The organism is Bulleidia sp. zg-1013, assembly GCF_019798045.1.
GTDB lineage: Bacteria > Bacillota_I > Bacilli_A > Erysipelotrichales > Erysipelotrichaceae > Bulleidia.
On the sequence record NZ_JAGXEX010000010.1, the window covers coordinates 1 to 22,399 of the forward strand.

The window sequence follows — 22,399 nt, forward strand, 5'->3', positions numbered from 1 at the left end:
TCTAATTTAATGCGATCATTTTTTCCCCTTTTATGTGTAATTTCCATTTATCCCTTCTCCTTTCAAAGAAACAAAAAATGCAGACGATACATTTTTATATCTTTCTGCATTTATTTTAAAATTTACAATAAAAGTAGGATTGTTTTTTAAAACTCAAGTTTTTTAAAATTAAAAAGAAAACAATTCCATCTGACAATTTCATTTTACAATCTATCTATTAAAAATTCTTTCTGTTCCCTATCATACTATTTCTTATGATGTTTGAAATAATCCCGTTTTATCACAAAATAATACAGAGTCAACAATCCTATTAATGGAGGAATAAACCGAAAATCTATATACTCTGTAATGGCTTTCGGCCTGGTAAAAATTCCCTGAAGTTTGTCCCCTTTCAAATAAGAATAATATAGCAATGCACCGATAAAGGCGAACATTCCATTAACAAAAATCGACAACATCATTACCCTGACTTTCTTCCAGTCTCTATCCTTTTCAAAATATCCTACAAGGAATATGGAATATAACGCAGGAATTACAATCGGAATTATTCCGACATCCGTAAACCGCCGAAATTTCGCATTTTGAAAAGCTATTGGAATAAATTCATACTTCATACTCAAATACAATAAACACATTAGTACCCCGTAAGCAAATTCATACCTAAGACATACCTAATTAGCCGACTTTTAAGCCTCTCTAAAATAACTTTTGTAAACGCAAACAATATAACAGCATTTGCGACTAAAATACCAAGTGAAATACCAAGTGAAATGATATTTGCAGTAAAAATATCATACAAGTTTCCTCAATCTTCATTAATCTATCCTATCTCTAATAAAGGACTTCCTTACACATCATAATAATCAGCGGGAGAACTATGATTCCAATAAAAAGTATAACATACTCCAATCTCATCCCGTATACCGTATGTTTTACTTCTTTTCGGTTCAAATATTTTGAGAGAAAGAAATTAATTCCCGTGATGGCAATATGAAACAACAATAGAGCAGTATATTGTTGCTTTTCCATTTTAAAAAGATAGGGACTAAGTTTGCTTAAAAGCAACAAACCTCCAAAATAATTCACGACTACAATAATAAGTCCATATCCACTAAAGTTTATCATTTTCTATTCCTCCCAATCTTTGTAATTCCGATTCCTTCCCTATTTTTATTGTAATAAGTAAAACAATATTATTTATCAAATCTACGAATTTCTTTTTGCATAATCTTTCCTTGATCAATCACAATATAAGCATAACTGGCTTCTGACATGTCACGATTACCATAAGGATGCGAACTACCTGGATTAACACAATCCACACCTTGATAATGACTAATCGAAGGAATGTGCGTATGCCCATAACAAGCCAAGGCACAAGCAAGCTGTTTCGCTTCTTTCGCTACAAATTCATCAATTGGATAAGGCTTCTTATCCCCATGGCATACCAATATTTTCAAACCCTCAATTTTAACAATTCTTTGTTTAGGAAGGTCTAATGAGTCATCATTATTCCCTTTTACCTGGATAAAGTTAGGTGTTTCCTCTAAACTTAACTGTGTATCACCACAATGAATGTATATTGCATTAGGATACATGGTTTGAACTGAAAGACAATTTTTTATTTCTCCGTGATTATCGCTGACGACAATAATTTCTTGCATAAATATCAATTCCTTTTTATCATAATACTATATTAAAGTTTGGAAGGTAAATTTATACAGGAGATACCAAAGTGGATTTTGTATATCTTTGTATTTTTATCATTTCTAATTTTATTGTATAAAAGGAGGTAATGATGGCACAAAAACTACTATGGATTGCCTATGGTATTGCCCTACTTATTCTCTTTTACTTGCTTATTCAAATTCTTTTACGGCTCGTTAAGATTGCGAAAAGTGCCATGAAACTTCAACCAAGCCTCAATCATTTACAAGCTTTCCAACAACGCTATCAACAATTTCAATCAGAACGAGAAGAAAAAGAAAAAGTGAAGCTGGAAAAAAGAAAAAACTTCGCTCGGATAGCATTACCAATTCTATTTGCGATTCAAGCACGTAAAAAAGCGGATGACTTACACGGCTTTAAGGGTTATAAAGAAGCTTATAAACGCTATACAAAAGAAAATCCAAATAAAGCTTTACTTGCTGCCATAAGAAAGCGATAAGAGGATGACATCAATCATCCTCTTTTTCATGTAAATTTTCATACAGAAGGCGTGCCGGTTCACTTGGAATAACTTGTTCAATGTCTTCCAATGTGGATTGCTTTAAATTTGTAAAATTACCAAAGGACTTTAATAGTAATTTCTTACGCTTTGGTCCAATTCCCTCTATCTCATCTAAGATTGATTTTGTTTGGGCTTTCAAACGAAGCTGGCGGTGATAAGAAATCGCTGCTCGATGTACTTCATCTTGCATTCTCGTTAGAAGGAAGAATAAAGCGGAATCCTTCGCTACATCTAATTCTTTACCATTACTGTCCATTATCGCTCTTGTATTATGATAATCATCTTTAACCAAACCCATAATGTTAATTTTATCTAATAAATCCAATTGACCTAAAATTTCTTTTGCGGCTTCGATTTGACCCCAACCACCATCCACTAAAATACCATCTGGAAGTCGACTTCCTTCTTTTAATAAACGGAAATAGCGGCGATATAAGACTTCTTTCATGGAATCCACGTCAGAATTTTTGGTGTGTAATTTAAATTTACGATACGATTTACGATCTTCTTTTCCATCTTCATAGACCACACATGCAGCGACTGTAAAAGCACCTGAAGTATGTGAATTATCAAATAATTCAACTCGATTCATTTCCTTACCAGCCAGTTTACTTAAATCATTGACAGCTTGCTCACGCATTGAATCTTGGCGATTGACAGCATTAAACTTTAAATCCAATTGCTGTTTAGCGTTATGCAAACACATATCTACCAAGCGAACTTTATAACCCCGCCGGGGTTGAAAGATAGGGATATCCAAAACTTCTTTTAAAGCTTGCACATCCATATCCTTACTTAAAACCAATTCCCTAGCCGCCGGATGCTCTTGGTAATACCGGATTAAGAAAGATTCAAAGGCTTCTTGTGCATCTCCATACAATGGTCTCAAACGAAATTCTTTATTTAAAATAGTACCTCGGCGAACTAAGAAACCCGCTATCGCAATATACCCACGATCCACTACATACGCAAACACATCTCGATCACCACGATTATCTTTTTCAATGTTTTGTTGATTACGGACAATGGAATGGATGGATTCTAGCATTACTTTATACTCTTGTGCTTGTTCATAACGCATATTTTGAGCCGCTTCCAACATTTTAACTTGTAAATTTTCTTCCACTTCTTTCGTATCCCCATTTAAAAAGCGTTGAACCCCTTCTGACATTTCTTCATAAACTTTAGGCTTAATATCAAATTCACAAGGTCCTAAACATTGCCCTAAATGATAATACAAACATACTTTCTTGGGCATGATCGTACAACGTCGAAAGGGATAAAGATTTTGTAAAACCCTTAAGGTATTCTTAGCCGCTGTTACATCAGGAAAAGGTCCAAAATAACGAGCCTTTTTATCTTTCTTTGTGTCTCTAGCCATCAATAAACGAGGGTGTTTCTCTTTCGTTAATTTAATATATGGATAGCTGGAATCATCAATAAATTGAATGTTATATTTCGGACGATATTTCTTAATTAAATTGATTTCTAACACTAAGGCTTCTTTTTCACTAGCTGTCACTATGAAATCAAAATCATCAATGTTAGAAACCATTTTCGTCGTTTTAAAATCATGTGCTCCAACAAAGTATTGATTCACACGATTATGCAAATCCTTAGCCTTACCGACATAAATGATTTCACCAAATTTATCTTTCATTTGGTAAGAACCGGGTTCATGAGGTAATTCTGCCAACTTAGCTTTGATGTATTCTTTGTTCATTTCAGTATCACCACCGTCGCTCCTGTTCCACCTTCATTTGGCATACCGAGACGGAAGGAATCCACCATTTTCATCTTTGATAAACGTTGATGAACGGCTTGTCTAAGCTTGCCCGAACCATCCCCATGGATAATACGAACTTGATGAAAATGACCGATTTTAACTTTATCTAGGAAATCATCCAAACGATGTACACCCTCTTCTACCGTTAAACCTATTAAATTCACTTCACTAGGAATAGAAGCTTGAAATAAACCTGCGCTTTGCACAAAGACTCTTTCCGTCTTCTTTTTTGGAATTTGTTTAAAAGAATGACGTAATTGATTTTCTTTGACTTGGTATTCCCGACCATTTAATTCCACTGTAAGGCGTTTCTTTTCTATCTTAATAATTTGTCCAACCTGTTTGGAAGATAAAAGTTCCACTGCATCCCCCACTTGAAAAGAACGTTTTTCAAGCCCTTCTAACGGCTCAGTAAATTTTGGTGTATCCATTTTCTTTTTAAGAGTTAAAGCCTCATGGTATTTTAAATCCTTTTCTTTTAATTGTTCAAGAATGGATTGAGCTTTCTTTTCGTATTGTTGATAAACCTGTTGTAAAGCTTCCTGTTTTTCTTTTTCAAAACGCCGCTTCGCTTCTAGCAAGGCATTTTCTTTTGCATGGAGCTCTTTATACCGAGATAGGAAAAGCTGTTTTTCCACTTGAAATTGTTCACGTTCTTGTTCCAAGGCACTTTTTTGTGCATCTAGCGTTTCAATCAAACGATCTTCTTCCGTCTTTGCCTGTTCTTTCAGTGATTTAGCGTAGTTCACAATTGACTTTGGCAGACCATAGCGCTCAGCCACCGCAAAAGCGTTACTACTTCCCGTTAAGCCTTGTTTGTATTGATAGGTTGGAAGTAACGTTTCCATATTGAAAAGAACGGAAGCTAAGATAATGTCTTTATGCCGTTTACCATAAGCTTTTAAACGATCATAATGAGTTGTCGCAAAGGTTATACAACCTACTTGTCTTAAATGATTTAAGATGGCTATCGCTATCGCTTCCCCCTCTTTCGGATCGGTGCCATTACCAATTTCATCCAATAACACCAGTGAGTTTTCTTGAACATGTTCAATGATATATGCCTGTTTGGACATATGAGCCGAAAAAGAGGAAAGTGAGGACACAACTGATTGGTCATCCCCAATATCCACATAGACCTCATCTACCATTGGAATAACAGCCTCTTCAGCTAAAACACCAATCCCACAAGCCGACAATAAAATGGATAAACCAATCACTTTTAAAGAAACTGTTTTACCCCCTGTATTCGAACCTGTGATTAAAACCATGTGATTTGGTTCCTTTAATACATAGGTATTCGCAATGACCTTCTTAGCATCAATCAAAGGATGACGTACTTTCTTTAAGTAGAGTTCTTTTTGATGACTTAATTTTGGAACACAGGCATCCTTTTGAATCGACCAATAAGCTTTCGCAAATATTTCATCTAATAGCTGTAAAGTTGAAAGATTGGCTAAACTTTGATGAGCAACACTTTTCACTAAATCAGAGCCTTCCTTTAAAATACGATTCATTTCTTCTTCTTGGGCATCCAGTAAAGCTATGCGCCGGTTATTCAAAGCAACTAAAGCATTTGGTTCGACATAAGAGGTCAAACCGGAAGAAGAATCCCCATAAACATAACCACCAAAGCTATTCTTATAGCCTGCTTTAACTAGAATAAGGGTACGATTAGCACGAACCGTAATTACCCCATCCACCACCTGTTCACTATGTTTTGCAATAAAGTCTTGGGCAACATTGGTAATAGCTTGTTCATTACGAGTCATGGAAAAACGAATGTTTTTTAAAGTAGCACTGGCACTGTCTAATATCTCTCCTTCCGGACTAACCATATTTCTTAATTGTCGTTCAATCACTTCTTCTTTAACTAAGCTTTCATATAAATCTTTTAATTCTGTAGACTTTGTTTCAGACTTTTTAAAATAATTTAAAACCGAAGCAACTAAAGCGAAGAATTGAGCTACATCATATAACTCCTGTGCATGAAGAAGGCTTCCTTTTGAAGCCTTCCGGAAAGTAGTCGCCATTTCCTTACGAAAGAAGAAGAATAAGGGTCCACTTTCTTGAATATACGTCATGGCTTCTTTTAGATATTTTAAATTGCGCTTCCAAATTAATTCCGAAAAGTTAGGCTCACTTTCTTCGATTCGTTGAACCGTGGATGAAAAGTTTGCCCGCAAAGCCACTTCACTTAAAATTTCCGGTAACTCTAAATTGCGGTAGCTTCCTTTCATTTCAACCTCATCTCTCTAAATTTCTGTTGGTAGGTATGCCAATCAATCTTTAAATCATCAAACCACTTCTGTTCCATAGTCGTTCGATACGCCAACTCACTCGTGGATTGAATTGGTTTTAAAATCGTCTGGCGACTAATGTCTTTTCCATTTTTAAATAAACCGGACTGCAACACAAATAATAATATAAAACAAAGTACCAAGCCTTCAAAAAAACCAACAATAGCCCCAAATAAAGCAGAAAAAGCATGATAAACAGGTATTTCATGTACCCTTTTGAAAATATGGTATAAAATATTCGACAGCACTTTTAAAAAAACCAAGCTAATAATAAACCATAGAACCTGATCGATATAGGTATCAATTTTTAAAGTTCTTAGGTATAGCTGAATTTCTTTTGGAAAGAAAGGATGAATAGGACATATTTTGGTCAAACTAGGCGATAATAGATAGGCTACTACATAGACAATCACAAAACTGACAATACTATAAACGGTTGCCAATAAGCCATTTTTATATCCGAAAAATGTATTTCCAAATAGAATTAGCACAGCCATCACATTAATCCATAGAACCCAATCTTGACTAATAATCATTGAACAACCTCCTTCTTATTTAGTTTAATGGTATAATTCAAAAGTGAAAAATTCAATTACCGTTATTTTAAATTCCGAACAAGCCGAGCATCTTTATCAAACATTTCATGAAAATGAAGTGAAAAAACCACCCTATTCTCATTGGCAATTAAAGCTTGAAAATTGTGTGATTACTTACTATCAATCAGGAAAATGCTTATTTCAAGGAAGTGAAGCGGAAATCTATGCGTCAGCTTTTATTCCAATTCAAAAAGAAGAGAAAAAGAATTCTTTTCCGCAAGCCGGCAGCGATGAAGTAGGAACCGGAGATTATTTTGGACCGGTCGTCGTTTGTGCCTGTTATGTGGAAGAAGAACAGTTGGACTTGTTGAAAAGTTATCGGATTACCGATTCAAAAGCTATGAGTGATTGTGATATTCGCAAAGCCAGTTCTGCTTTAGAAGTGCACTTTCCTCACGCAATCCTTTCCTTAAGTCCTGCTTCATACAATGAACTTCATCGTCGTTATAACATGAATGCGACCAAGGCCTTATTGCATAACCAAGCTTATTTAACTCTTGCTAAGAAAGTGACTTTGCCAGACTTTTGTATCATTGATCAATTTACCCCTAAGAAAAACTATTATTCTTATCTTACGTATGAACCGGAAGTTTTTTCTCACTTACATTTTGAAATCAGGGCTGAAAACCATTATGCTAGTGTTGCTTTAGCTTCCGTTTTTGCCCGAAATCGCTTTTTAGAAGAGTGGGATGCGATGAATCAAAAATATAATTTTCAATTTCAAAAAGGAGCCGGTTCTTTAGTGGATGCTTGTGCGAAAGACTTTGTACAACAATTTGGGTATCAAGCCTTAAGACAAGTAGCGAAACTTCATTTTAAAAATACTGATAAACTTAAAAAAGGAGAGTAATCACTCTCCTTCTTTCATTTCGACTTGCAAACGAATGGAATATGGTAATTTAATCAATTCGATTCCGGCGGATTCCAACATTCTCTTAGAAGCTATGTTCATTTCGGTTCCGGCGTATTTATCACTTTCATAAACAACCCGACGAATACCGGATTGAATGATAGCTTTTGCACATTCATTGCAAGGAAATAGTGATACATAAATCGTACAATCTTTCACCGGCCATTTGGAATTTAAAATTGCATTTAACTCTGCATGAACAACATAGGGATATTTGGTTTCAAGGGTTTTACCTTGTCTTGACCAAGGATATTCATTATCTTCACAACCTCTTGGTAAGCCATTATAACCAACTGAAACAACACGATGATTTTCATCAACAATGGCAGCTCCAACTTGTGTGTTTGGATCTTTTGAACGCAAAGCCGACAAGTGAGCTAAGCCCATAAAATAAGAATCCCAAGGTAATATCATTTCATTTGTCTCCTTTGCTTATCTAAATAATTTAAAACAGCTTGAAAATAAGTTGGTAATGGAGCAGAGAATTCCATTTCTTTCTCTGTCCTCGGATGTCTAAATTTCAATACATGAGCATGAAGCACTTGTCCTTTTGTATCATAAAAGGAACATGCACTACCATATTTTTCATCCCCTAAAACAGGATGCTGAATGTATTTCATGTGCACACGAATTTGGTGCGTTCTTCCTGTTTCTAGCAAGCAGGATAAATAAGTATATTGACCAAAACGCTCTAAAACACGAAAATGTGTTTTCGCTGGTTTAGAATTTTCTTCCACAACCGCCATACGTTGACGTTCTTTAGGATCACGACCAATTGGAGCATCAATCAAACCACTTTCGTGTTGGATATTACCATGCACAATCAAATGGTATTCACGATAGGCTTCCTTGGTTTCCATCTGTTTCGCCAAGGCAACATGCGCAAAATCATTTTTAGCAACAACCAGACAGCCACTGGTGTCTTTATCAATGCGATGCACAATACCAGGACGTATTTTACCATTAATCCCGCTTAAATCATGGCAATGAAATAGTAAAGCATTCACTAAAGTGCCATCTTTATGACCGGCAGATGGATGAACCACCATTCCCTTTTCTTTATTAATCACAATGACATCTTCATCCTCATATAAGATATCCAATGGAATATCTTGAGGAATGACTTCAATTTCTTCTAAATCAGGAACTCTAAATTCAATCACATCGTCCACATTCACTTTATAAGAATTTTTCATTGCCTTGCCATTGATAAAAACTTTCTTATCTTTGATTAAATCTTGTAAAAAGCTACGAGATAAATCACAATGACTACTTAAATATTTGTCTAAACGAATCCCTGTTTCCTTAACAATGAGCTTTATTTTTTCCATGTTGCCCCTCTTTGTATTCCACATACATCAATAAAATAACCCCAATGGTTAAAGCCATATCCGCTACATTAAAAATAGGAAAATCATAACCAAAAATTAAAGTATCCACAAAATCACGAACATAGCCTAAGAATAAGCGATCCACTAAATTACCTACCGCTCCCGCCAGCATCAATTCAACTGCTATTTTTCTTAAACCCATTGGTTTCTTTTGAATTAGATAATACATCATCACCATAACCGCAACGCCGGCTACCAGGCTTAAGAAAGCCACTTGACCACTTAGGAAAGACCAAGCCATACCAAAGTTTTTAACAAAGTTTAAGTATAGAAAACCAGGAATAATAGCAATCGAACTCGCTATCCTAGACGCCAAATGCTTGCTAATTAGGTCGAGTGCAACAATGGATATTACAAGCCACATAACACATCCCCCTTTTCATCTATTTGTTCAAAAAGTGCTTCTTCTTCCCATTCGTATGGTTCTTTTTCTTGCCTTAAAAGAAGGTAGCGTTTCTCAAATTCTTCTTCCCTTAAAGAAAAGTTAGGCAAAATAGCATTAAAAGAAGAATTGAATTGACCACTACGGATGGCAATCACTTTCTTATTACCATCAATAAACACAAAATGATAAAAGAAAGTTTTTTTAGGATTGTAATGAAAGTCACTTAAATAAGCTGGAATATCAGAACATTCCAAAACATCTTCAATTTGAACTAAAAATAAAGGAACTTCTTTTTTCACTAGAAAATGGATTTTAGAAGCACGATTTTTAATCGCTTTCATCTCTTCGGGACACCATGTTTCATCTTGAATCATGAAATACCAGTGATTTTCTCTTTCTTCTAACCAAATGCCTTCTTGACTGGGTATGTCTAATACTTGGTTCAGTTCATATATACTCATGGTTCAAGTTTACCAGTATTTTGATAAAGAAAAAAGGGATAAATACTTATCCCAATCCTCTAATTCTTTTGGGTCCATAGATCCATAAGATTGTCTCAATAACGATAGCAATAACCGTAATAATCGCTATCAATATCCATAATGACCATGTTATATCTATTTGTTTACTAAATCCATCTGAGGCAGTCACAACAAAAACACCAAATAAAGCTATCAAACCGAAGTGTGGAATCATGCAACCAAGAATTGATCCAATGCCACCCTTTTTTATCGCCAAATCAGGTGTATCGTAAATCATCTTTGGCAGTAATAAATTCATCAATAATGCAAAACCATTTGACAGGATAACAATACTAACAACCGTAGCTAATCCTATCAAAAACATGGAAAGATTAAATTCAAAACGAAGGGCACATAAAATCAGGAAAATCAATGGTCCAATGCCGGTCATCAAAATGCCAACGCTGTGTTTTACCAGTAAGAACTTCTTTTCCGATACCGGTAAAGAACGAATAATCCAGAAACGTGTTCCCTCCACATTGATGCAAGCAGAACAATAAGCCGGCAGACTAGTAAATACTGTCACAAAATAAATGGCATAAGGAAGTACTTCTTTTCCTTCCTTTGAAACCAATTGGATTAAATAGCTTGGTGCCTTGAAATAAACATAAAGACCACCAAAGATAGCTATTGCCGGCAAAAGAAATACATTTAACGCGGCAACGAAGTTTGTAATTAAGATTTTAAATTCACGCTTCATCAAAACAGTGAAAACACTACCACCCTTAGCTTTGGTAAGCTTAAAGTTTTTCACATGGTAGGTCATTGCTGAACGATGGTGAATACCATCAAATAGCTTTAAATAAAGAATGGTTATAATACCAATGGAAATCACGGCAGAAATGAATAAATAAAGCAAATACTTTGGTTCTTCAAGATAAGAACCAAAAGAAAACCATTTCGCCGGAGCTAAATACCAACTATTAGAATTTTCTTGACCAAATGTTTGAGCGGCTTTAGCGGTTGCCGGACCGCCTCCACTTGTCATGTATCCATTTGTAAAGCTATATACGAGCCAGAAGAGTATTAACGCAAGATTTAAAAGATTCTTTAATAAGTTTTCATACCTTGTTCCAGCGGTAATCCAACGAAAAAACAAAGCATTTAAAACACCGATAGATACCGGAATAGCCGGTAACAGTAACATTCCAATAAAGTAATAAAGGCTAAAGACAAGTGTTGGTGAAGAATTGATAGCATAAATACAATAAATAGGAATTAATAACAACAATGCGAATGCCCATTGATTCAACATGGCTGCCAAGAACTTCGATAAAGAAATCCACTTCTTTTCCACCGGCAAACTAGCCAACATATCATAATCCTTAAATTCAAAGAATGTTGATTGTGCTATCGATGATGTTGAAATAAAAGACATAAAAATAACAATTGTAGCAACCACAAAAAATAAAATCGGATAGGTAGATGCGGACGCATTTTTAAAGAACATTGCCACATAAAAGGAGACAATCGCTAAAGCAATTACACTCGCTCCTATGGTTTTTAATAATTGTGAACGAATAGTCTTTGCATTTCCTTGTAACCAATAATTCAACATTTGAACCTTCATCAATTTAAAGAATTTACTCATGAGCATGCTCCAAAGATAAGAATAAATCTTCTAAAGATTCACCCGATTCCAATAATTCCTTCGTTGTTCCCATCTTAACAATTTGACCACCTGATAAGATAGCAATATCATCACACAGGTTTTGAACTGTCTCTAAAACATGAGAGGAGAAGAAAATAGAAGAACCTTTAGCAGTTAATTCTTTCATCTTATTTTTAAGAATAAAGGTAGCTTTTGGATCCAAACCAACGAATGGCTCATCAAGCACTAATAACTTAGGTTCACGCATAAAAGCAGAAATAATAGCGACTTTTTGTTTCATACCATGGGATAAAGATTTAATTTTATCCCCTAAGACATCCGCAATTTCCAATTCCTTCGCTAAAGTTTCAATTCTTTGTAAACGAAGAGATGGTTCTAAGCCAACCATATCCCCAATAAAATTGAGATATTGATAAGCGGATAGATTATCATATAAATCCGGATTATCCGGCAAGAAAGCCGTTCTTTGTTTAACTTCGAGTGGATATTTTTGAATATCCAAACCATCAATTTCAATCAAACCGGACTGGTACTTTAAAATACCAACCACCGAACGAATGGTCGTACTTTTACCGGATCCATTGTGACCAATGAAACCAAAAATATGCCCATCTTCTACCTCGAGTGAAATACCATGAAGAACTTCTTTGTTACCATAGCTCTTATGTAGATTTGTGATTTTTAGCATGAGTTTAAACCCTCCCTAACTATACAGTACCCATTTAATCATATTTTTTTCAAAATGACAAAATGCAGTAAAAAAGAAGTGAAACCAAGAGCTCACTTCTTAAAGAATTATTGCACCGCTTGAATTTGTTCTAAAATAGCTTCTTTGATAGCCTGATTTACTTCCAAGGCTTTTTGACGAGAATCTTGTTTTGTGTAGAAGTAGAACTTAATCTTAGGTTCTGTTCCACTTGGACGAATTGCAAACCAAGAATCATTCTTCAAATAGAATCGCAACATATTTTGAGCAGGAATATCTTCATAACCATCTATGTAATCAATCACCTTTTCCACATCAAAACCGGCCACTTGTTTTGGTTGATTGCTACGAATCCAAACCATCATTCTTTGAATTCTTTCCGCCCCTGCTTTTCCGTCTAGGATAATATTTGGTTCATCTTCAGCATAAAAGCCATAAGTTTCATAAAGACCTTGTAACACATCCCAAAGTGTTTTCCCTTGTTTGCGATAATAAGCCGCCGCCTCCGCAACTAACATACCAGCCGAAATTCCATCTTTATCACGAATTTGTTCACTAGCAGCATAACCAACTGATTCTTCATAACCAAATAAATATGTATAACCATGTTCATGCAGGTAAGGCACCTTACCGGAAATATTCTTAAATCCGGTTAAAGTTTCAAACATTTCCACCCCATAGGCCTTCGCCATTTCCGTTGACATGGTCGAAGTAACAATAGATTTTACCATTGCTCCTTTTTCCGGAAGTGTACCAGCGTCCTTATGTCCTTCTAAAATATAGTTAACCAAAATGTAGCCTGTTTGATTACCATTTAAAGGCACATAGTTTCCTTCACTATCACGAATTTCAATCGCAAAACGATCACCATCCGGATCCGTCGCCATCAATAATTCCGCATTCATAGTACGACCTAAGTCTTCCGCCATCTTAAAGGCGGCCGGTGCCTCTGGGTTTGGATAACCCACGGTTGTAAAATCAGGATCAGGATCTTTTTGTTCAGGAACAATTGCCCAATTTGTAAAACCACGATCTTTCATCATCGTTTGGAAAGGAATAGAACCTGCCCCGTTTAATGGTGTGTAAACTAAAGGAATTGATAAATCCAAATCATCTCCTTTATGAATAGCTAAGGATTCCACCAAATCCAAATAATCACGATCAATCTTCTTATCTAAGATTGTAATAAGTCCTTCTTGTATTGATTTTTCAAAATCATAAACTGGAATATCTTTAAAAATATCTACCGCCTGAATCTTTGCTAGCATACCATCCGCTACTGTTGAAGAAACTTGACAACCATCCGTCCAATACGCTTTATAACCATTGTATTCTTTTGGATTATGAGAAGCAGTGATGTTAATACCGGCAACACAACCCAAATGACGAACCGAATAAGCTAATTGCGGTGTTGGTCTTAAATCATCAAAAACGTAGGCTTTAATACCATTAGCCGCCAAAATAGCAGCGGTTAATTTTGAGAATTCATCACTCTTATGGCGAGGATCATGAGCAATGACGACCCCCTTGTCCTTTTGGTCCGGGGCAACTTCAAGGATGTATTGAGCAATTCCCTGTGTTGCTTTCGCTACCATAAAGTGATTCATTCGATTGGTTCCAGCCCCTAGTTTACCTCTAAGACCAGCTGTTCCAAAGCTAAGTTCTTGATAGAAACGTTCCTCAATTTCAGCATCATTTCCCTTAATAGACATTAAATCTCCATAAAGTTCATCGCTTTCGGAAACATTTTCTAACCATAGCTGGTATCTTTCTTGCGCATTCATTTAAAAAACCTCCATAATTTTTTTACTACTTCTATTATACAAAAATTTCACTAAGAAATTCTATAAATCAATCCAAAAAGTACTTCCTTCTCCTATTTTAGAAATAACACCATAGCGTAGCTTTAATAAATCCAAATTTTGTTTCGCAATCGATAATCCAATTCCTGACCCATACGCAGAACGACGGTGCTCTTGTTTAATCTTGTAATAACGATCAAAGATATTTTTTAAATCCTTTTCTTCAATTCCAATTCCACTATCACGAACTTGTAAACGATAGCCCCGGTCTTTTTCGATTAGCTCCAAATAAATTGCATCACCACTTTCAGTATAATGAAAAGCATTGGATAAGAAATTCTGTATCACTTGTATTAAAAGCTTGTAATCTGTTTCATATTCATAGTGTTCTAACAAAGAGGTTTCAAAACGGCGATTCTCTTTTTTAGCATAAACTTCGTATTGATGCACCAAGGGTTTTAATTCTTGAATTAAATCACGCTTTTCCGCTTGCACTAAAACTTGTTGATCGTTTAAGCGGGATAAATCCAGTAAGTCATTCACAAATAAATTCAAATGATTGGCTTCGTCAATAATAATTTGAAGATTTTCAGCGGTTTTTTCTGTGGGGATATCCTGCATCAATTCTCCATAGCCCGAAATCATCGTCAAAGGCGTCTTTAAATCATGAGAAACATTCGCCAATAAATCTCTCTTAGCCCGATCCGCTTTTTGAATATCCAAAGCCGCTTGACTGAGTGTTTGATTTAATTCTTGTACCTCTCGATAATTTGGTTTTACTTTTTCACTAGGATAAACACCTTTGCCTAATTCTTTCGCCGCTTGGTTCATTTCAATCAATGGCTTCGCCACTCTTTGTCGAATTAAAATAGTAATGGCTAAAATCATTAAGAATAAGAAAAAGCCAATAATCCAAATTTGTGTAATTAAAGTTTGCCTTGTTGCTGAAATTGGTGTGATAACATCATAAACCATTGCCATGACAACATCCTTTCCATCTACTAAGACGCGAACGTCAATTACCCCTTGGAATGTTTGTGAAGAACCACTGATTTGAAAAAGGTGATGGTACGCATAATGACCATGATTCAATAAAGCATTCTTTTGTAAAGCCATGGTTTCCGAATTGCTCAAATCAGATAATAAACAAGCCTTTGAACCATACATTTGATCACTAGTTGCACTAACGACACGAATACAAGTTCCTCCTTGTTTACCTAGGTCTTGAATGGTCTTCTCTAAATTTCCTGATAAATAAGCATTCGCTACCATTTTTGATTGATTAGCCAATAAATTTAAGCGATAGCCTTCATACATTGGTTTTAATAAGATAAATTGAAATAATACCAAAATCAATAATAAAGAGCCAATAAAGAACAACATAATTTTAAGAATTAAAGCATTTAAACTATTATTCTTCTTCATCATAGCGGTAACCAACACCACGAATTGTCACAATGTGTTTTGCAAAACCATTTAGATTTTTTCGTAGTAATTTCATATGCGTGTCTAAAGTACGATCATCACCAAAAAAATCTATACCCCAAACTTGGCGTAACAATTGTTCACGATTTAAAGCAATGCCTTTATTTTTGATTAAATACACCAATAAATCATATTCTTTAGGAGACAAAGAAAGAACTTGATTGTTTAAAAGCACTTTATGGGCCTGATAGTCAATTTTTAAACCATCGTTTTCATAACTATCCAATTGCTTTCCATATACCCTTTGTAAAATAGCCTTCATTCTTAGTAATAAAATCCTAGGACTAAATGGTTTTTCAACATAATCATCTACCCCTAATTCAAAACCACGGACTTTATCGTATTCTTGTCCTAAAGCCGTTAGTAAAATAACCGGTAAGTTTGGTTGGATAGCTTTCATTTGTTCCAAGGCTGAAAAACCATCCAATTCCGGCATCATCACATCCATTACCACTAAATCGATAGAATGATTTTTTAATTGATCCAAAGCCTCTAAGCCATTGCTGGCCAAAACAGTTAAATAACCCTCATGCTTGGAATAGGTATCAATTAGAAAACGAATCTTTTCTTCATCATCCACAATTAAAATCGTTGCCATGTTTTTATTCCTTTCCTATTCTTCATCTTAAAGCTTACCATTATTTCAAGTATATTAAAAAGAAAGCCTTAAAAACTTTCTATAAAATCTAATAATGGCGATAATTCTTCAATCTCTAAATCTTCCACTTTCCCTTGATCACAAGCTTCTGGTATAGAAGCATACATTGGAATTTGTGCTAAAAGTGGTAAGTGATACTTCATTGATGTTTCTTTTACATGGGATTTTCCAAAGATATAGATTTTTTCATTGCAGTTCGGACATGGTACATAGGACATATTTTCAACAATACCTAGTACTTTCACATTCATCATGCGAGCCATATTGATGGCTTTTTCAACCACCATAGACACCAAATCTTGCGGGCTGGAAATGATAATAATGCCATCCAAATGAACCGATTGAAACAAGGTTAAAGGAACATCGGATGTTCCTGGAGGCATATCCACAAACATATAGTCCACATCCTCCCAAAGTACTTCTGAATAAAATTGTTTTAAAACATTAGCCACCACCGGTCCACGCCAAATGACCGGTTGCACATCCATATCCAGTAACATATTCGTGCTCATCACCTGAACACCTGTTTTCGTTACCGCCGGAAACATCATGCCCTTTTGACCTTGGGCTTTACTAGTGATACCAAAGGTTCTACCTTGGCTAGGTCCTGTAATATCACCATCTAAAACAGCACAACGATGCCCTCTTTTCTGCATACCGGAAGCAATCATTGCTGTTACGAATGATTTACCAACACCACCTTTTCCACTGAAAACACCAATGACTTTTTTAACCTTAGCTTGTTCATGAAGATGGATACTAAAATCCTCTTTCGCATGCTTACGAAATCCATAATCCTCCGGTGTTTTCCCTTTATTATTTACTTCACTCATTTTTTCTCCTTACGTAACTGACTTAAATAACCATTCACTTTTTGACTGGCGAGTTCAATGTTATCATGAATGACTAAGACCACGTATTCATCTGCTTCTGATAATACCGCATTACTCACTTTAAAGACTTCATTGGGGTATTGGTTCACCATTTTTCGCTTTAATTCCACCAAATAGTCTTTTAAATTAACTTTGACTTTATCCTTTTTTTTCGTACGAATAACGGCAATCATTTCCGCTGTACCTTCTTTACGAGAACGATAAATCACTGCTTCTTCATAAGGCTGTTCATTTTGAAAGAATAAACCTTTCACGACGCGATCTTTCACTCTTTCTAACTGATCTTTTTGATCAAGATCTTTTAATAAATGGCTTGCCAGTTGTTCACAAGAGGAAATTGAAGCTCCATTTTTTATGGAACAAGCAGCCAAAGACAACATTAAAAGAAGGCATAAAAAGAATTTAGATTTCATGGCTTTCTCCAAAGAGTTCATCCTCCTCTTTTGTTTGATAGTCTGGTAAATCCGGCAATTCTTGTAAGCTTTCTAATTGAAAAGCATCTAAAAAAGCCTCACTAACACCATAGAGAATTGGTCTGCCTGCCGCTTGTGAGCGACCAACTTCTTCAATTAAACCACGAGCCTGTAGCTTTCTTAACATCACATCCGCACCAACCCCACGAATTTCTTCAATTTCCACCCGTGTAATAGGTTGTTTATAGGCAATGATAGCCAAGGTTTCCATAGCTGCTACAGATAGTTTTGAACCGGCTTCTTCTTGAAATAATGTCTTTAAATAAGGTTCAATCGTCCCCTTTGACAACAAACGATAGCGACCACCATAATGGCTTAATTCAATGCCTGAAGACTCTTGTTCATATCTTTGATTTAGTTCCTCAATGCAAGTATGAAGCTGTTCCTCATTTAAAGATAAAATATCTTTTAATTGTTCATCACGAATTCCCTCTTCACCAACCGCGAAAAGAAGTCCTTCGACTAAACTTAATAAGCGAGCTTGATTTTCCATTTTAATGATTTCCCTTCTGTACCCAGATGGTATCTTTTTCATCGATTTGAATAAAACACTTTTGTTGGCGAGCTAAATCTAAGATAGCTAAAAAAGTAACGATCAATTCTTGCTTGGTTTCACAATCTTCTAATAAGCAATCAAAACCGAAGGTATCTGGTAATTCTAAAAACCGAGCTCTTAATTCCAACACCCGATCTTCCATCGATATTTCTTTAACGGTATAACGAACCGGGCTTATTCTTTCCAATTGTTTCCGTCTCCATAAACGTGACATGGCTTTTAATAAATCATAGGGATTACCTTGAAATCCCTCGCATGTATCCACTTCATTTAATGGGTAATCCATCATTGGACGAGCGTATTTTAGTTGTCTTTGTTCGTAATATATTTCTAATTCTTCTCGTATTTCTTTGAATTGTTGGTACTCTAATAAACGTTTTACCAAAGTCTCTCTAGTGTCTTGTTCATAATTATCTTCTAATTCATCCTTTGGATTTGGTAGCAGTTGCTTTGATTTATATTCAATCAGAGAAGCCAATTGAGCCAAGTATTCACCGGCAATTTCAAGATGAAATCGTTGCATGGAGTGGATATAAGCCATATACTGACTCGCCAATTCATTTAAATCTAAGTTCATTAAATCCAATTGTTTTTCATGGATTAAATGCAACATCAAATCCAATGGTCCATCAAATTGATCAATTGTGACTGAAAATTCTTCCATGTGCTTATTCTACCAAAAAAAAAGACAGTTTTCACTGTCTTAAAATTACTTCACCACAATATTCACTAATTTATTAGGAACGACAATTACTTTCACAATTTGTTTACCGGTGGTGTAATTTGGTACTAATTCAATTGCTTTATCTTGAAGTACTTGTATGTCTGAATCTTTTTCAGTTTCAAACTTAGCTCTTAGTTTACCATTAACTTGAACCACAACAGTAACTGTATTTTGAACCAACTTTGTTTCATCATAACTTGGCCATTTTTCAAAGCTGATTCCTTTCTTGGAAGTAAGAATTGTCCAAAGTTCTTCACCCAAATGAGGCGCAAAACAAGAAAACATCTTGATGAAATTTTCTATATAAGGTTGATAAACTTTATCCACCTTGTAACACTCATTGATGAAAATCATCATTTGTGAGATAGCCGTATTGAAGCACAAGTTTTCCACATCTTCGGATACTTTTTTAACCGTTGCATGATAAATCATATCCAAAGAACCATCGTTTTCTTTTGTTAGTTTATTGCTTTCAACCACCAAACGATACACACGATTTAACCACTTAAATGAGCCTTCCACCCCTTGTTCACTCCATGGTTTTGAAGCTTCCAATGGTCCCATAAACATTTCATAAACACGAACAGTATCCGCACCATATTCTTCAATCAAGATATTCGGATCCACAATGAACTTTGGATAACGTTTCCCCATTTTAATGCCATTGGTACCTAAAATCATGCCTTGATGGACTAGCTTTTGGAATGGTTCTTTGCTTGGAACAATGCCTTTATCGTATAAGAAACGATTCCACATACGAGCATAAAGAAGATGACCCACCGCATGCTCCGGTCCACCTACGTATAAATCCACAGGCATCCAATGTTTCAATAGTTCAGGGGCACCTAAACAACTATCGTTATTCGGATCAATGTAACGAAGATAATACCAACTACTTCCAGCTGAGCCCGGCATTGTAGAGGTCTCTCGTTGCCCTTTTATTCCATCCATTTCAACATTCACCCAATCCTTCGCTTTCGCAAGTGGAGCTAAGCCATCCTTTCCTGCTTTGTAGTCATTTAGGACTGGTAATAATAGTGGTAATTGCTGATCACTTAATGACACAAAACGATCATCTTCTAAATGAACGATTGGAATGGGTTCTCCCCAATACCGTTGGCGAGCAAAAATCCATTCTCGAATACGATAATTAACTTTCTTAGATCCAATCCCTTTTTCTTCTAGCCAAGCTAGCATTTTTTTAATTGCTTCTTCTTTATTTAAGCCATTAAGCCAATCAGAATTGATGTGTAAACCGTCTTCTTCCCAAGCCTCTTCGCTAATATTTCCGCCTTCTAATACGGGTAAAATTTCTAAGCCAAACTTCTTCGCAAACGCATAATCTCTTGCATCATGAGCAGGAACTGCCATAATGGCACTAGTTCCATAACTTGTTAGAACATAGTCGGAAATCCAAATAGGAAGGGCTTTCTGATTGACCGGATTAATTGCATAAGCCCCTGTAAATACACCGGTCTTTTCTTTGTTTAATTCGCTTCTTTCTAAATCCGATTTTAAAGAAGCTGCTTTTCGGTAGGCTTCCACAATTTCTTTTTGTTCGGGAGTTGTAATTTGATGGACCAATTCATGCTCTGGCGATAACACACAATAACTAGCCCCAAATAAAGTATCACAACGAGTTGTAAAGACAACGAAATGATGATGACTATCTTGCACTTGGAACTCTACTTGAACACCAACGGATTTACCAATCCAATTTCGTTGCATTTCTTTGGTCGATTCCGGCCAGTCCAAATCATTCAAGCCGGCCAATAGTTTTTCCGCATAAGCCGGTATATCAATAATCCATTGTTTCATATTCTTACGAACCACTGGATAACCGCCACGCTCACTCTTACCATCAATGATTTCATCGTTGGATAAAACAGTTCCTAATTCTTCACACCAATTGACTGGCATATCCACACATTTAGCTAAGCCTTCTTCAAAAAGTTGTTTAAAAATCCATTGTGTCCAATGATAGAACTTTGGATCAGCCGTGCTAATTTCACGATTCCAATCATAAGAGAAGCCAAAGGCTTTTAATTGTTTCCGAAAAGTTGCAATATTTTTTTCGGTGAAGGTAGCGGGATTATTTCCTGTTTGAATAGCGTATTGTTCAGCCGGTAAACCAAAAGCATCATAGCCCATTGGATGCAATACATTATAGCCTTGCATACGACGCTTACGACAAAGAATATCGGTTGCCGTATATCCTTCTGGATGACCGGCGTGTAGACCCTGCCCGCTTGGGTAGGGGAACATATCTAACGCATAGTATTTTGGTTTAGAAAAATCATAAGCATCGGTTTTAAAAGTTTCATTTTCTGCCCAATAAGTTTGCCATTTGGCTTCTATTTCTTTGTGATTGTATGGCATGTTTTCCTCCTTAACAAATAAAAAAGCCCTTATCTCTAAGGACGTATTTCACGCGTTACCACCTTAGTTCATAGATTGCTCTATGCCCTTATTTCTCTTTTAGCGCAAGAGTTACGGTTCGCTCCAAAGTAAGTTCAATGATTTTGAAACACTAAGTTCCACCAACCCTTAGTTCTCTAGGCTTCCATCCTCATTTACTACTCTTCTTCAACACGATAGATGTCTGTATTATACACTTTATTTAAAGATTCCATCAAGGGTATCAATTAGATAATCCGGACAATTTCCATCATTATGCGTTAGATCAATTTCTTGTCCTTCACTGACTAAAATACTAGTGATATCCATCTGCGAACAAACGGGAACCTCTTCTTTCATCGACCGACACAGACGGAGCACGTCTTCATGAGACTTTTTTAAAAAAGATAAAGCACACCTTTGGAAAGCTTTGGAATGCAAACCAAAGGCATATAGCTTCTGATTACAAGCATAGGCAATCATCCATGCTAAACTACTCGCCCCAAAGCTCACTTGTCCATCGACACTTTGTGTTTTACGAGAATCCAAACAAATCAACTTTGCGCCAAATTCCACTTGTGAAATAACCATGGCAATTTCTTGCTCATCAATGACAGACTTTCGACCAATTAAAACATAGTCCGGTCTTGAAAAATCAAGCTCAACACCATAATTGACAATTTCTTGTTTAATTCGATTAGAACCTAGATAAGCTACTTTCGGATTTTTCTTCTTTGTGCAGATATATTGCAAAGCTGCCCGGCTTGTGGAATAGAATTGCTTTTCCTTTAAAAAAACTAATTTTTTTTGCCAATCTGAATAGGATTTTTGTTGACTAAGAAGGAGAAAATCAATCTTTTCTTTGTACAACTTTTCTAAAAAATGACGATCTTTCTCAGAATGAATTAAGTTATCTGGTATCAGTAATGTTTTCCTTTGTATGTTCATAGTTTAAGTGTAGCACTACTACAGGT

At 35.8% G+C, this 22,399-nt stretch carries 22 protein-coding genes and 1 other annotated feature; of the genes, 2 read left to right on the top strand and 20 right to left on the bottom strand.

Going from position 1 to position 22,399, the window contains the following annotated elements; genetic code table 11:
- Positions 1 to 245 precede the first annotated feature (245 nt).
- A complete protein-coding gene (locus K7I92_RS06490) occupies positions 246 to 614 on the bottom strand; it encodes a hypothetical protein (RefSeq protein ID WP_220282501.1) in 369 nt (122 codons plus the stop codon).
- A 579-nt stretch (positions 615 to 1,193) separates the two neighbouring features.
- Positions 1,194 to 1,664 (bottom strand): metallophosphoesterase, encoded by a 471-nt coding sequence (locus tag K7I92_RS06495; RefSeq protein WP_220282502.1) that lies wholly within the window; start codon positions 1,662 to 1,664, stop codon positions 1,194 to 1,196.
- A 134-nt stretch (positions 1,665 to 1,798) separates the two neighbouring features.
- Here K7I92_RS06495 and K7I92_RS06500 point away from each other — a divergent pair, with 134 nt between their 5' ends.
- A complete protein-coding gene (locus K7I92_RS06500; RefSeq protein ID WP_220282503.1) occupies positions 1,799 to 2,167 on the top strand; it encodes a hypothetical protein in 369 nt (122 codons plus the stop codon).
- Between the two features lie 10 nt (positions 2,168 to 2,177).
- Here the strand turns inward: K7I92_RS06500 and uvrC are convergent, their stop codons facing one another.
- From uvrC to K7I92_RS06515, 3 genes are read right to left on the bottom strand one after another with little or no spacing between them, the layout of a single operon-like run.
- Positions 2,178 to 3,953, bottom strand: coding sequence for an excinuclease ABC subunit UvrC (gene uvrC / locus K7I92_RS06505; protein WP_220282504.1), 1,776 nt, complete (start codon positions 3,951 to 3,953; stop codon positions 2,178 to 2,180).
- A complete protein-coding gene (locus K7I92_RS06510) occupies positions 3,950 to 6,256 on the bottom strand; it encodes an endonuclease MutS2 (RefSeq protein ID WP_220282505.1) in 2,307 nt (768 codons plus the stop codon). Before K7I92_RS06510 ends, uvrC begins: the two co-directional genes overlap by 4 nt.
- Entirely contained in the window at positions 6,253 to 6,852 is a 600-nt protein-coding gene (locus tag K7I92_RS06515; RefSeq protein WP_220282506.1) for a CvpA family protein, read from the bottom strand. The genes K7I92_RS06510 and K7I92_RS06515 overlap by 4 nt, the downstream gene beginning before the upstream one ends.
- Positions 6,853 to 6,895: 43 nt before the next feature.
- Here K7I92_RS06515 and rnhC point away from each other — a divergent pair, with 43 nt between their 5' ends.
- Entirely contained in the window at positions 6,896 to 7,762 is an 867-nt protein-coding gene (gene rnhC, locus K7I92_RS06520) for a ribonuclease HIII (protein ID WP_220282507.1), read from the top strand.
- Here rnhC and K7I92_RS06525 read toward each other — a convergent pair whose 3' ends face one another.
- From K7I92_RS06525 to K7I92_RS06595, 15 genes are all read right to left on the bottom strand, one after another.
- Positions 7,763 to 8,236: a dCMP deaminase family protein gene (locus K7I92_RS06525; protein WP_203245717.1), complete on the bottom strand. Its 474-nt coding sequence runs from the start codon at positions 8,234 to 8,236 to the stop codon at positions 7,763 to 7,765.
- Positions 8,233 to 9,153 carry an RluA family pseudouridine synthase gene (locus K7I92_RS06530; RefSeq protein WP_220282508.1) on the bottom strand — a complete coding sequence of 307 codons (921 nt, stop codon included), beginning with the start codon at positions 9,151 to 9,153 and terminating at the stop codon, positions 8,233 to 8,235. Before K7I92_RS06530 ends, K7I92_RS06525 begins: the two co-directional genes overlap by 4 nt.
- Positions 9,128 to 9,577 carry a signal peptidase II gene (gene lspA, locus K7I92_RS06535; RefSeq protein WP_220282509.1) on the bottom strand — a complete coding sequence of 150 codons (450 nt, stop codon included), beginning with the start codon at positions 9,575 to 9,577 and terminating at the stop codon, positions 9,128 to 9,130. The genes K7I92_RS06530 and lspA overlap by 26 nt, the downstream gene beginning before the upstream one ends.
- A complete protein-coding gene (locus K7I92_RS06540; RefSeq protein ID WP_220282510.1) occupies positions 9,565 to 10,059 on the bottom strand; it encodes a hypothetical protein in 495 nt (164 codons plus the stop codon). Before K7I92_RS06540 ends, lspA begins: the two co-directional genes overlap by 13 nt.
- A 46-nt stretch (positions 10,060 to 10,105) precedes the next feature.
- On the bottom strand, positions 10,106 to 11,710 hold the full coding sequence (locus K7I92_RS06545; protein WP_220282511.1) for a hypothetical protein: 1,605 nt from the start codon (positions 11,708 to 11,710) through the stop codon (positions 10,106 to 10,108).
- Positions 11,703 to 12,419, bottom strand: a complete 717-nt coding sequence (locus tag K7I92_RS06550; protein WP_203245722.1) for an ABC transporter ATP-binding protein — start codon at positions 12,417 to 12,419, stop codon at positions 11,703 to 11,705. The genes K7I92_RS06545 and K7I92_RS06550 overlap by 8 nt, the downstream gene beginning before the upstream one ends.
- A 107-nt stretch (positions 12,420 to 12,526) precedes the next feature.
- Positions 12,527 to 14,221 (bottom strand): phospho-sugar mutase, encoded by a 1,695-nt coding sequence (locus tag K7I92_RS06555; RefSeq protein ID WP_220282512.1) that lies wholly within the window; start codon positions 14,219 to 14,221, stop codon positions 12,527 to 12,529.
- Positions 14,222 to 14,281: 60 nt separating this feature from the next.
- Positions 14,282 to 15,667 carry a cell wall metabolism sensor histidine kinase WalK gene (locus tag K7I92_RS06560; RefSeq protein WP_203245724.1) on the bottom strand — a complete coding sequence of 462 codons (1,386 nt, stop codon included), beginning with the start codon at positions 15,665 to 15,667 and terminating at the stop codon, positions 14,282 to 14,284.
- On the bottom strand, positions 15,651 to 16,322 hold the full coding sequence (locus K7I92_RS06565; RefSeq protein WP_220282513.1) for a response regulator transcription factor: 672 nt from the start codon (positions 16,320 to 16,322) through the stop codon (positions 15,651 to 15,653). The genes K7I92_RS06560 and K7I92_RS06565 overlap by 17 nt, the downstream gene beginning before the upstream one ends.
- Positions 16,323 to 16,390: 68 nt before the next feature.
- Complete coding sequence (locus tag K7I92_RS06570; protein ID WP_220282514.1) at positions 16,391 to 17,215, bottom strand: Mrp/NBP35 family ATP-binding protein; 825 nt, start codon at positions 17,213 to 17,215, stop codon at positions 16,391 to 16,393.
- Positions 17,212 to 17,688 carry a DUF4358 domain-containing protein gene (locus K7I92_RS06575; protein WP_203245727.1) on the bottom strand — a complete coding sequence of 159 codons (477 nt, stop codon included), beginning with the start codon at positions 17,686 to 17,688 and terminating at the stop codon, positions 17,212 to 17,214. Before K7I92_RS06575 ends, K7I92_RS06570 begins: the two co-directional genes overlap by 4 nt.
- Positions 17,678 to 18,241, bottom strand: a complete 564-nt coding sequence (gene scpB, locus K7I92_RS06580; RefSeq protein ID WP_220282515.1) for an SMC-Scp complex subunit ScpB — start codon at positions 18,239 to 18,241, stop codon at positions 17,678 to 17,680. Before scpB ends, K7I92_RS06575 begins: the two co-directional genes overlap by 11 nt.
- 1 nt (position 18,242) lies before the next feature.
- On the bottom strand, positions 18,243 to 18,968 hold the full coding sequence (locus K7I92_RS06585; protein WP_203245729.1) for a ScpA family protein: 726 nt from the start codon (positions 18,966 to 18,968) through the stop codon (positions 18,243 to 18,245).
- Positions 18,969 to 19,013: 45 nt separating this feature from the next.
- Positions 19,014 to 21,407: a leucine--tRNA ligase gene (gene leuS / locus K7I92_RS06590; protein ID WP_220282516.1), complete on the bottom strand. Its 2,394-nt coding sequence runs from the start codon at positions 21,405 to 21,407 to the stop codon at positions 19,014 to 19,016.
- Positions 21,408 to 21,441: 34 nt separating this feature from the next.
- Positions 21,442 to 21,627 (bottom strand) — a binding site (T-box leader).
- A gap of 17 nt (positions 21,628 to 21,644) precedes the next feature.
- Entirely contained in the window at positions 21,645 to 22,373 is a 729-nt protein-coding gene (locus tag K7I92_RS06595) for a hypothetical protein (RefSeq protein ID WP_203245731.1), read from the bottom strand.
- Positions 22,374 to 22,399 lie beyond the last annotated feature (26 nt).

Excerpts from the sequence above, each read along its gene's own strand:
- K7I92_RS06490 (WP_220282501.1), bottom strand. The coding sequence starts at position 614 with ATGAAGTATGAATTTATTCCAATAGCTTTTCAAAATGCGAAATTTCGG.
- K7I92_RS06495 (WP_220282502.1), bottom strand. The coding sequence starts at position 1,664 with ATGCAAGAAATTATTGTCGTCAGCGATAATCACGGAGAAATAAAAAAT.
- K7I92_RS06500 (WP_220282503.1), top strand. The coding sequence starts at position 1,799 with ATGGCACAAAAACTACTATGGATTGCCTATGGTATTGCCCTACTTATT.
- uvrC (WP_220282504.1), bottom strand. The coding sequence starts at position 3,953 with ATGAACAAAGAATACATCAAAGCTAAGTTGGCAGAATTACCTCATGAA.
- K7I92_RS06510 (WP_220282505.1), bottom strand. The coding sequence starts at position 6,256 with ATGAAAGGAAGCTACCGCAATTTAGAGTTACCGGAAATTTTAAGTGAA.
- K7I92_RS06515 (WP_220282506.1), bottom strand. The coding sequence starts at position 6,852 with ATGATTATTAGTCAAGATTGGGTTCTATGGATTAATGTGATGGCTGTG.
- K7I92_RS06525 (WP_203245717.1), bottom strand. The coding sequence starts at position 8,236 with ATGATATTACCTTGGGATTCTTATTTTATGGGCTTAGCTCACTTGTCG.
- K7I92_RS06530 (WP_220282508.1), bottom strand. The coding sequence starts at position 9,153 with ATGGAAAAAATAAAGCTCATTGTTAAGGAAACAGGGATTCGTTTAGAC.
- lspA (WP_220282509.1), bottom strand. The coding sequence starts at position 9,577 with ATGTGGCTTGTAATATCCATTGTTGCACTCGACCTAATTAGCAAGCAT.
- K7I92_RS06540 (WP_220282510.1), bottom strand. The coding sequence starts at position 10,059 with ATGAGTATATATGAACTGAACCAAGTATTAGACATACCCAGTCAAGAA.
- K7I92_RS06545 (WP_220282511.1), bottom strand. The coding sequence starts at position 11,710 with ATGAGTAAATTCTTTAAATTGATGAAGGTTCAAATGTTGAATTATTGG.
- K7I92_RS06550 (WP_203245722.1), bottom strand. The coding sequence starts at position 12,419 with ATGCTAAAAATCACAAATCTACATAAGAGCTATGGTAACAAAGAAGTT.
- K7I92_RS06555 (WP_220282512.1), bottom strand. The coding sequence starts at position 14,221 with ATGAATGCGCAAGAAAGATACCAGCTATGGTTAGAAAATGTTTCCGAA.
- K7I92_RS06560 (WP_203245724.1), bottom strand. The coding sequence starts at position 15,667 with ATGATGAAGAAGAATAATAGTTTAAATGCTTTAATTCTTAAAATTATG.
- K7I92_RS06565 (WP_220282513.1), bottom strand. The coding sequence starts at position 16,322 with ATGGCAACGATTTTAATTGTGGATGATGAAGAAAAGATTCGTTTTCTA.
- K7I92_RS06570 (WP_220282514.1), bottom strand. The coding sequence starts at position 17,215 with ATGAGTGAAGTAAATAATAAAGGGAAAACACCGGAGGATTATGGATTT.
- K7I92_RS06575 (WP_203245727.1), bottom strand. The coding sequence starts at position 17,688 with ATGAAATCTAAATTCTTTTTATGCCTTCTTTTAATGTTGTCTTTGGCT.
- scpB (WP_220282515.1), bottom strand. The coding sequence starts at position 18,241 with ATGGAAAATCAAGCTCGCTTATTAAGTTTAGTCGAAGGACTTCTTTTC.
- K7I92_RS06585 (WP_203245729.1), bottom strand. The coding sequence starts at position 18,968 with ATGGAAGAATTTTCAGTCACAATTGATCAATTTGATGGACCATTGGAT.
- leuS (WP_220282516.1), bottom strand. The coding sequence starts at position 21,407 with ATGCCATACAATCACAAAGAAATAGAAGCCAAATGGCAAACTTATTGG.
- K7I92_RS06595 (WP_203245731.1), bottom strand. The coding sequence starts at position 22,373 with ATGAACATACAAAGGAAAACATTACTGATACCAGATAACTTAATTCAT.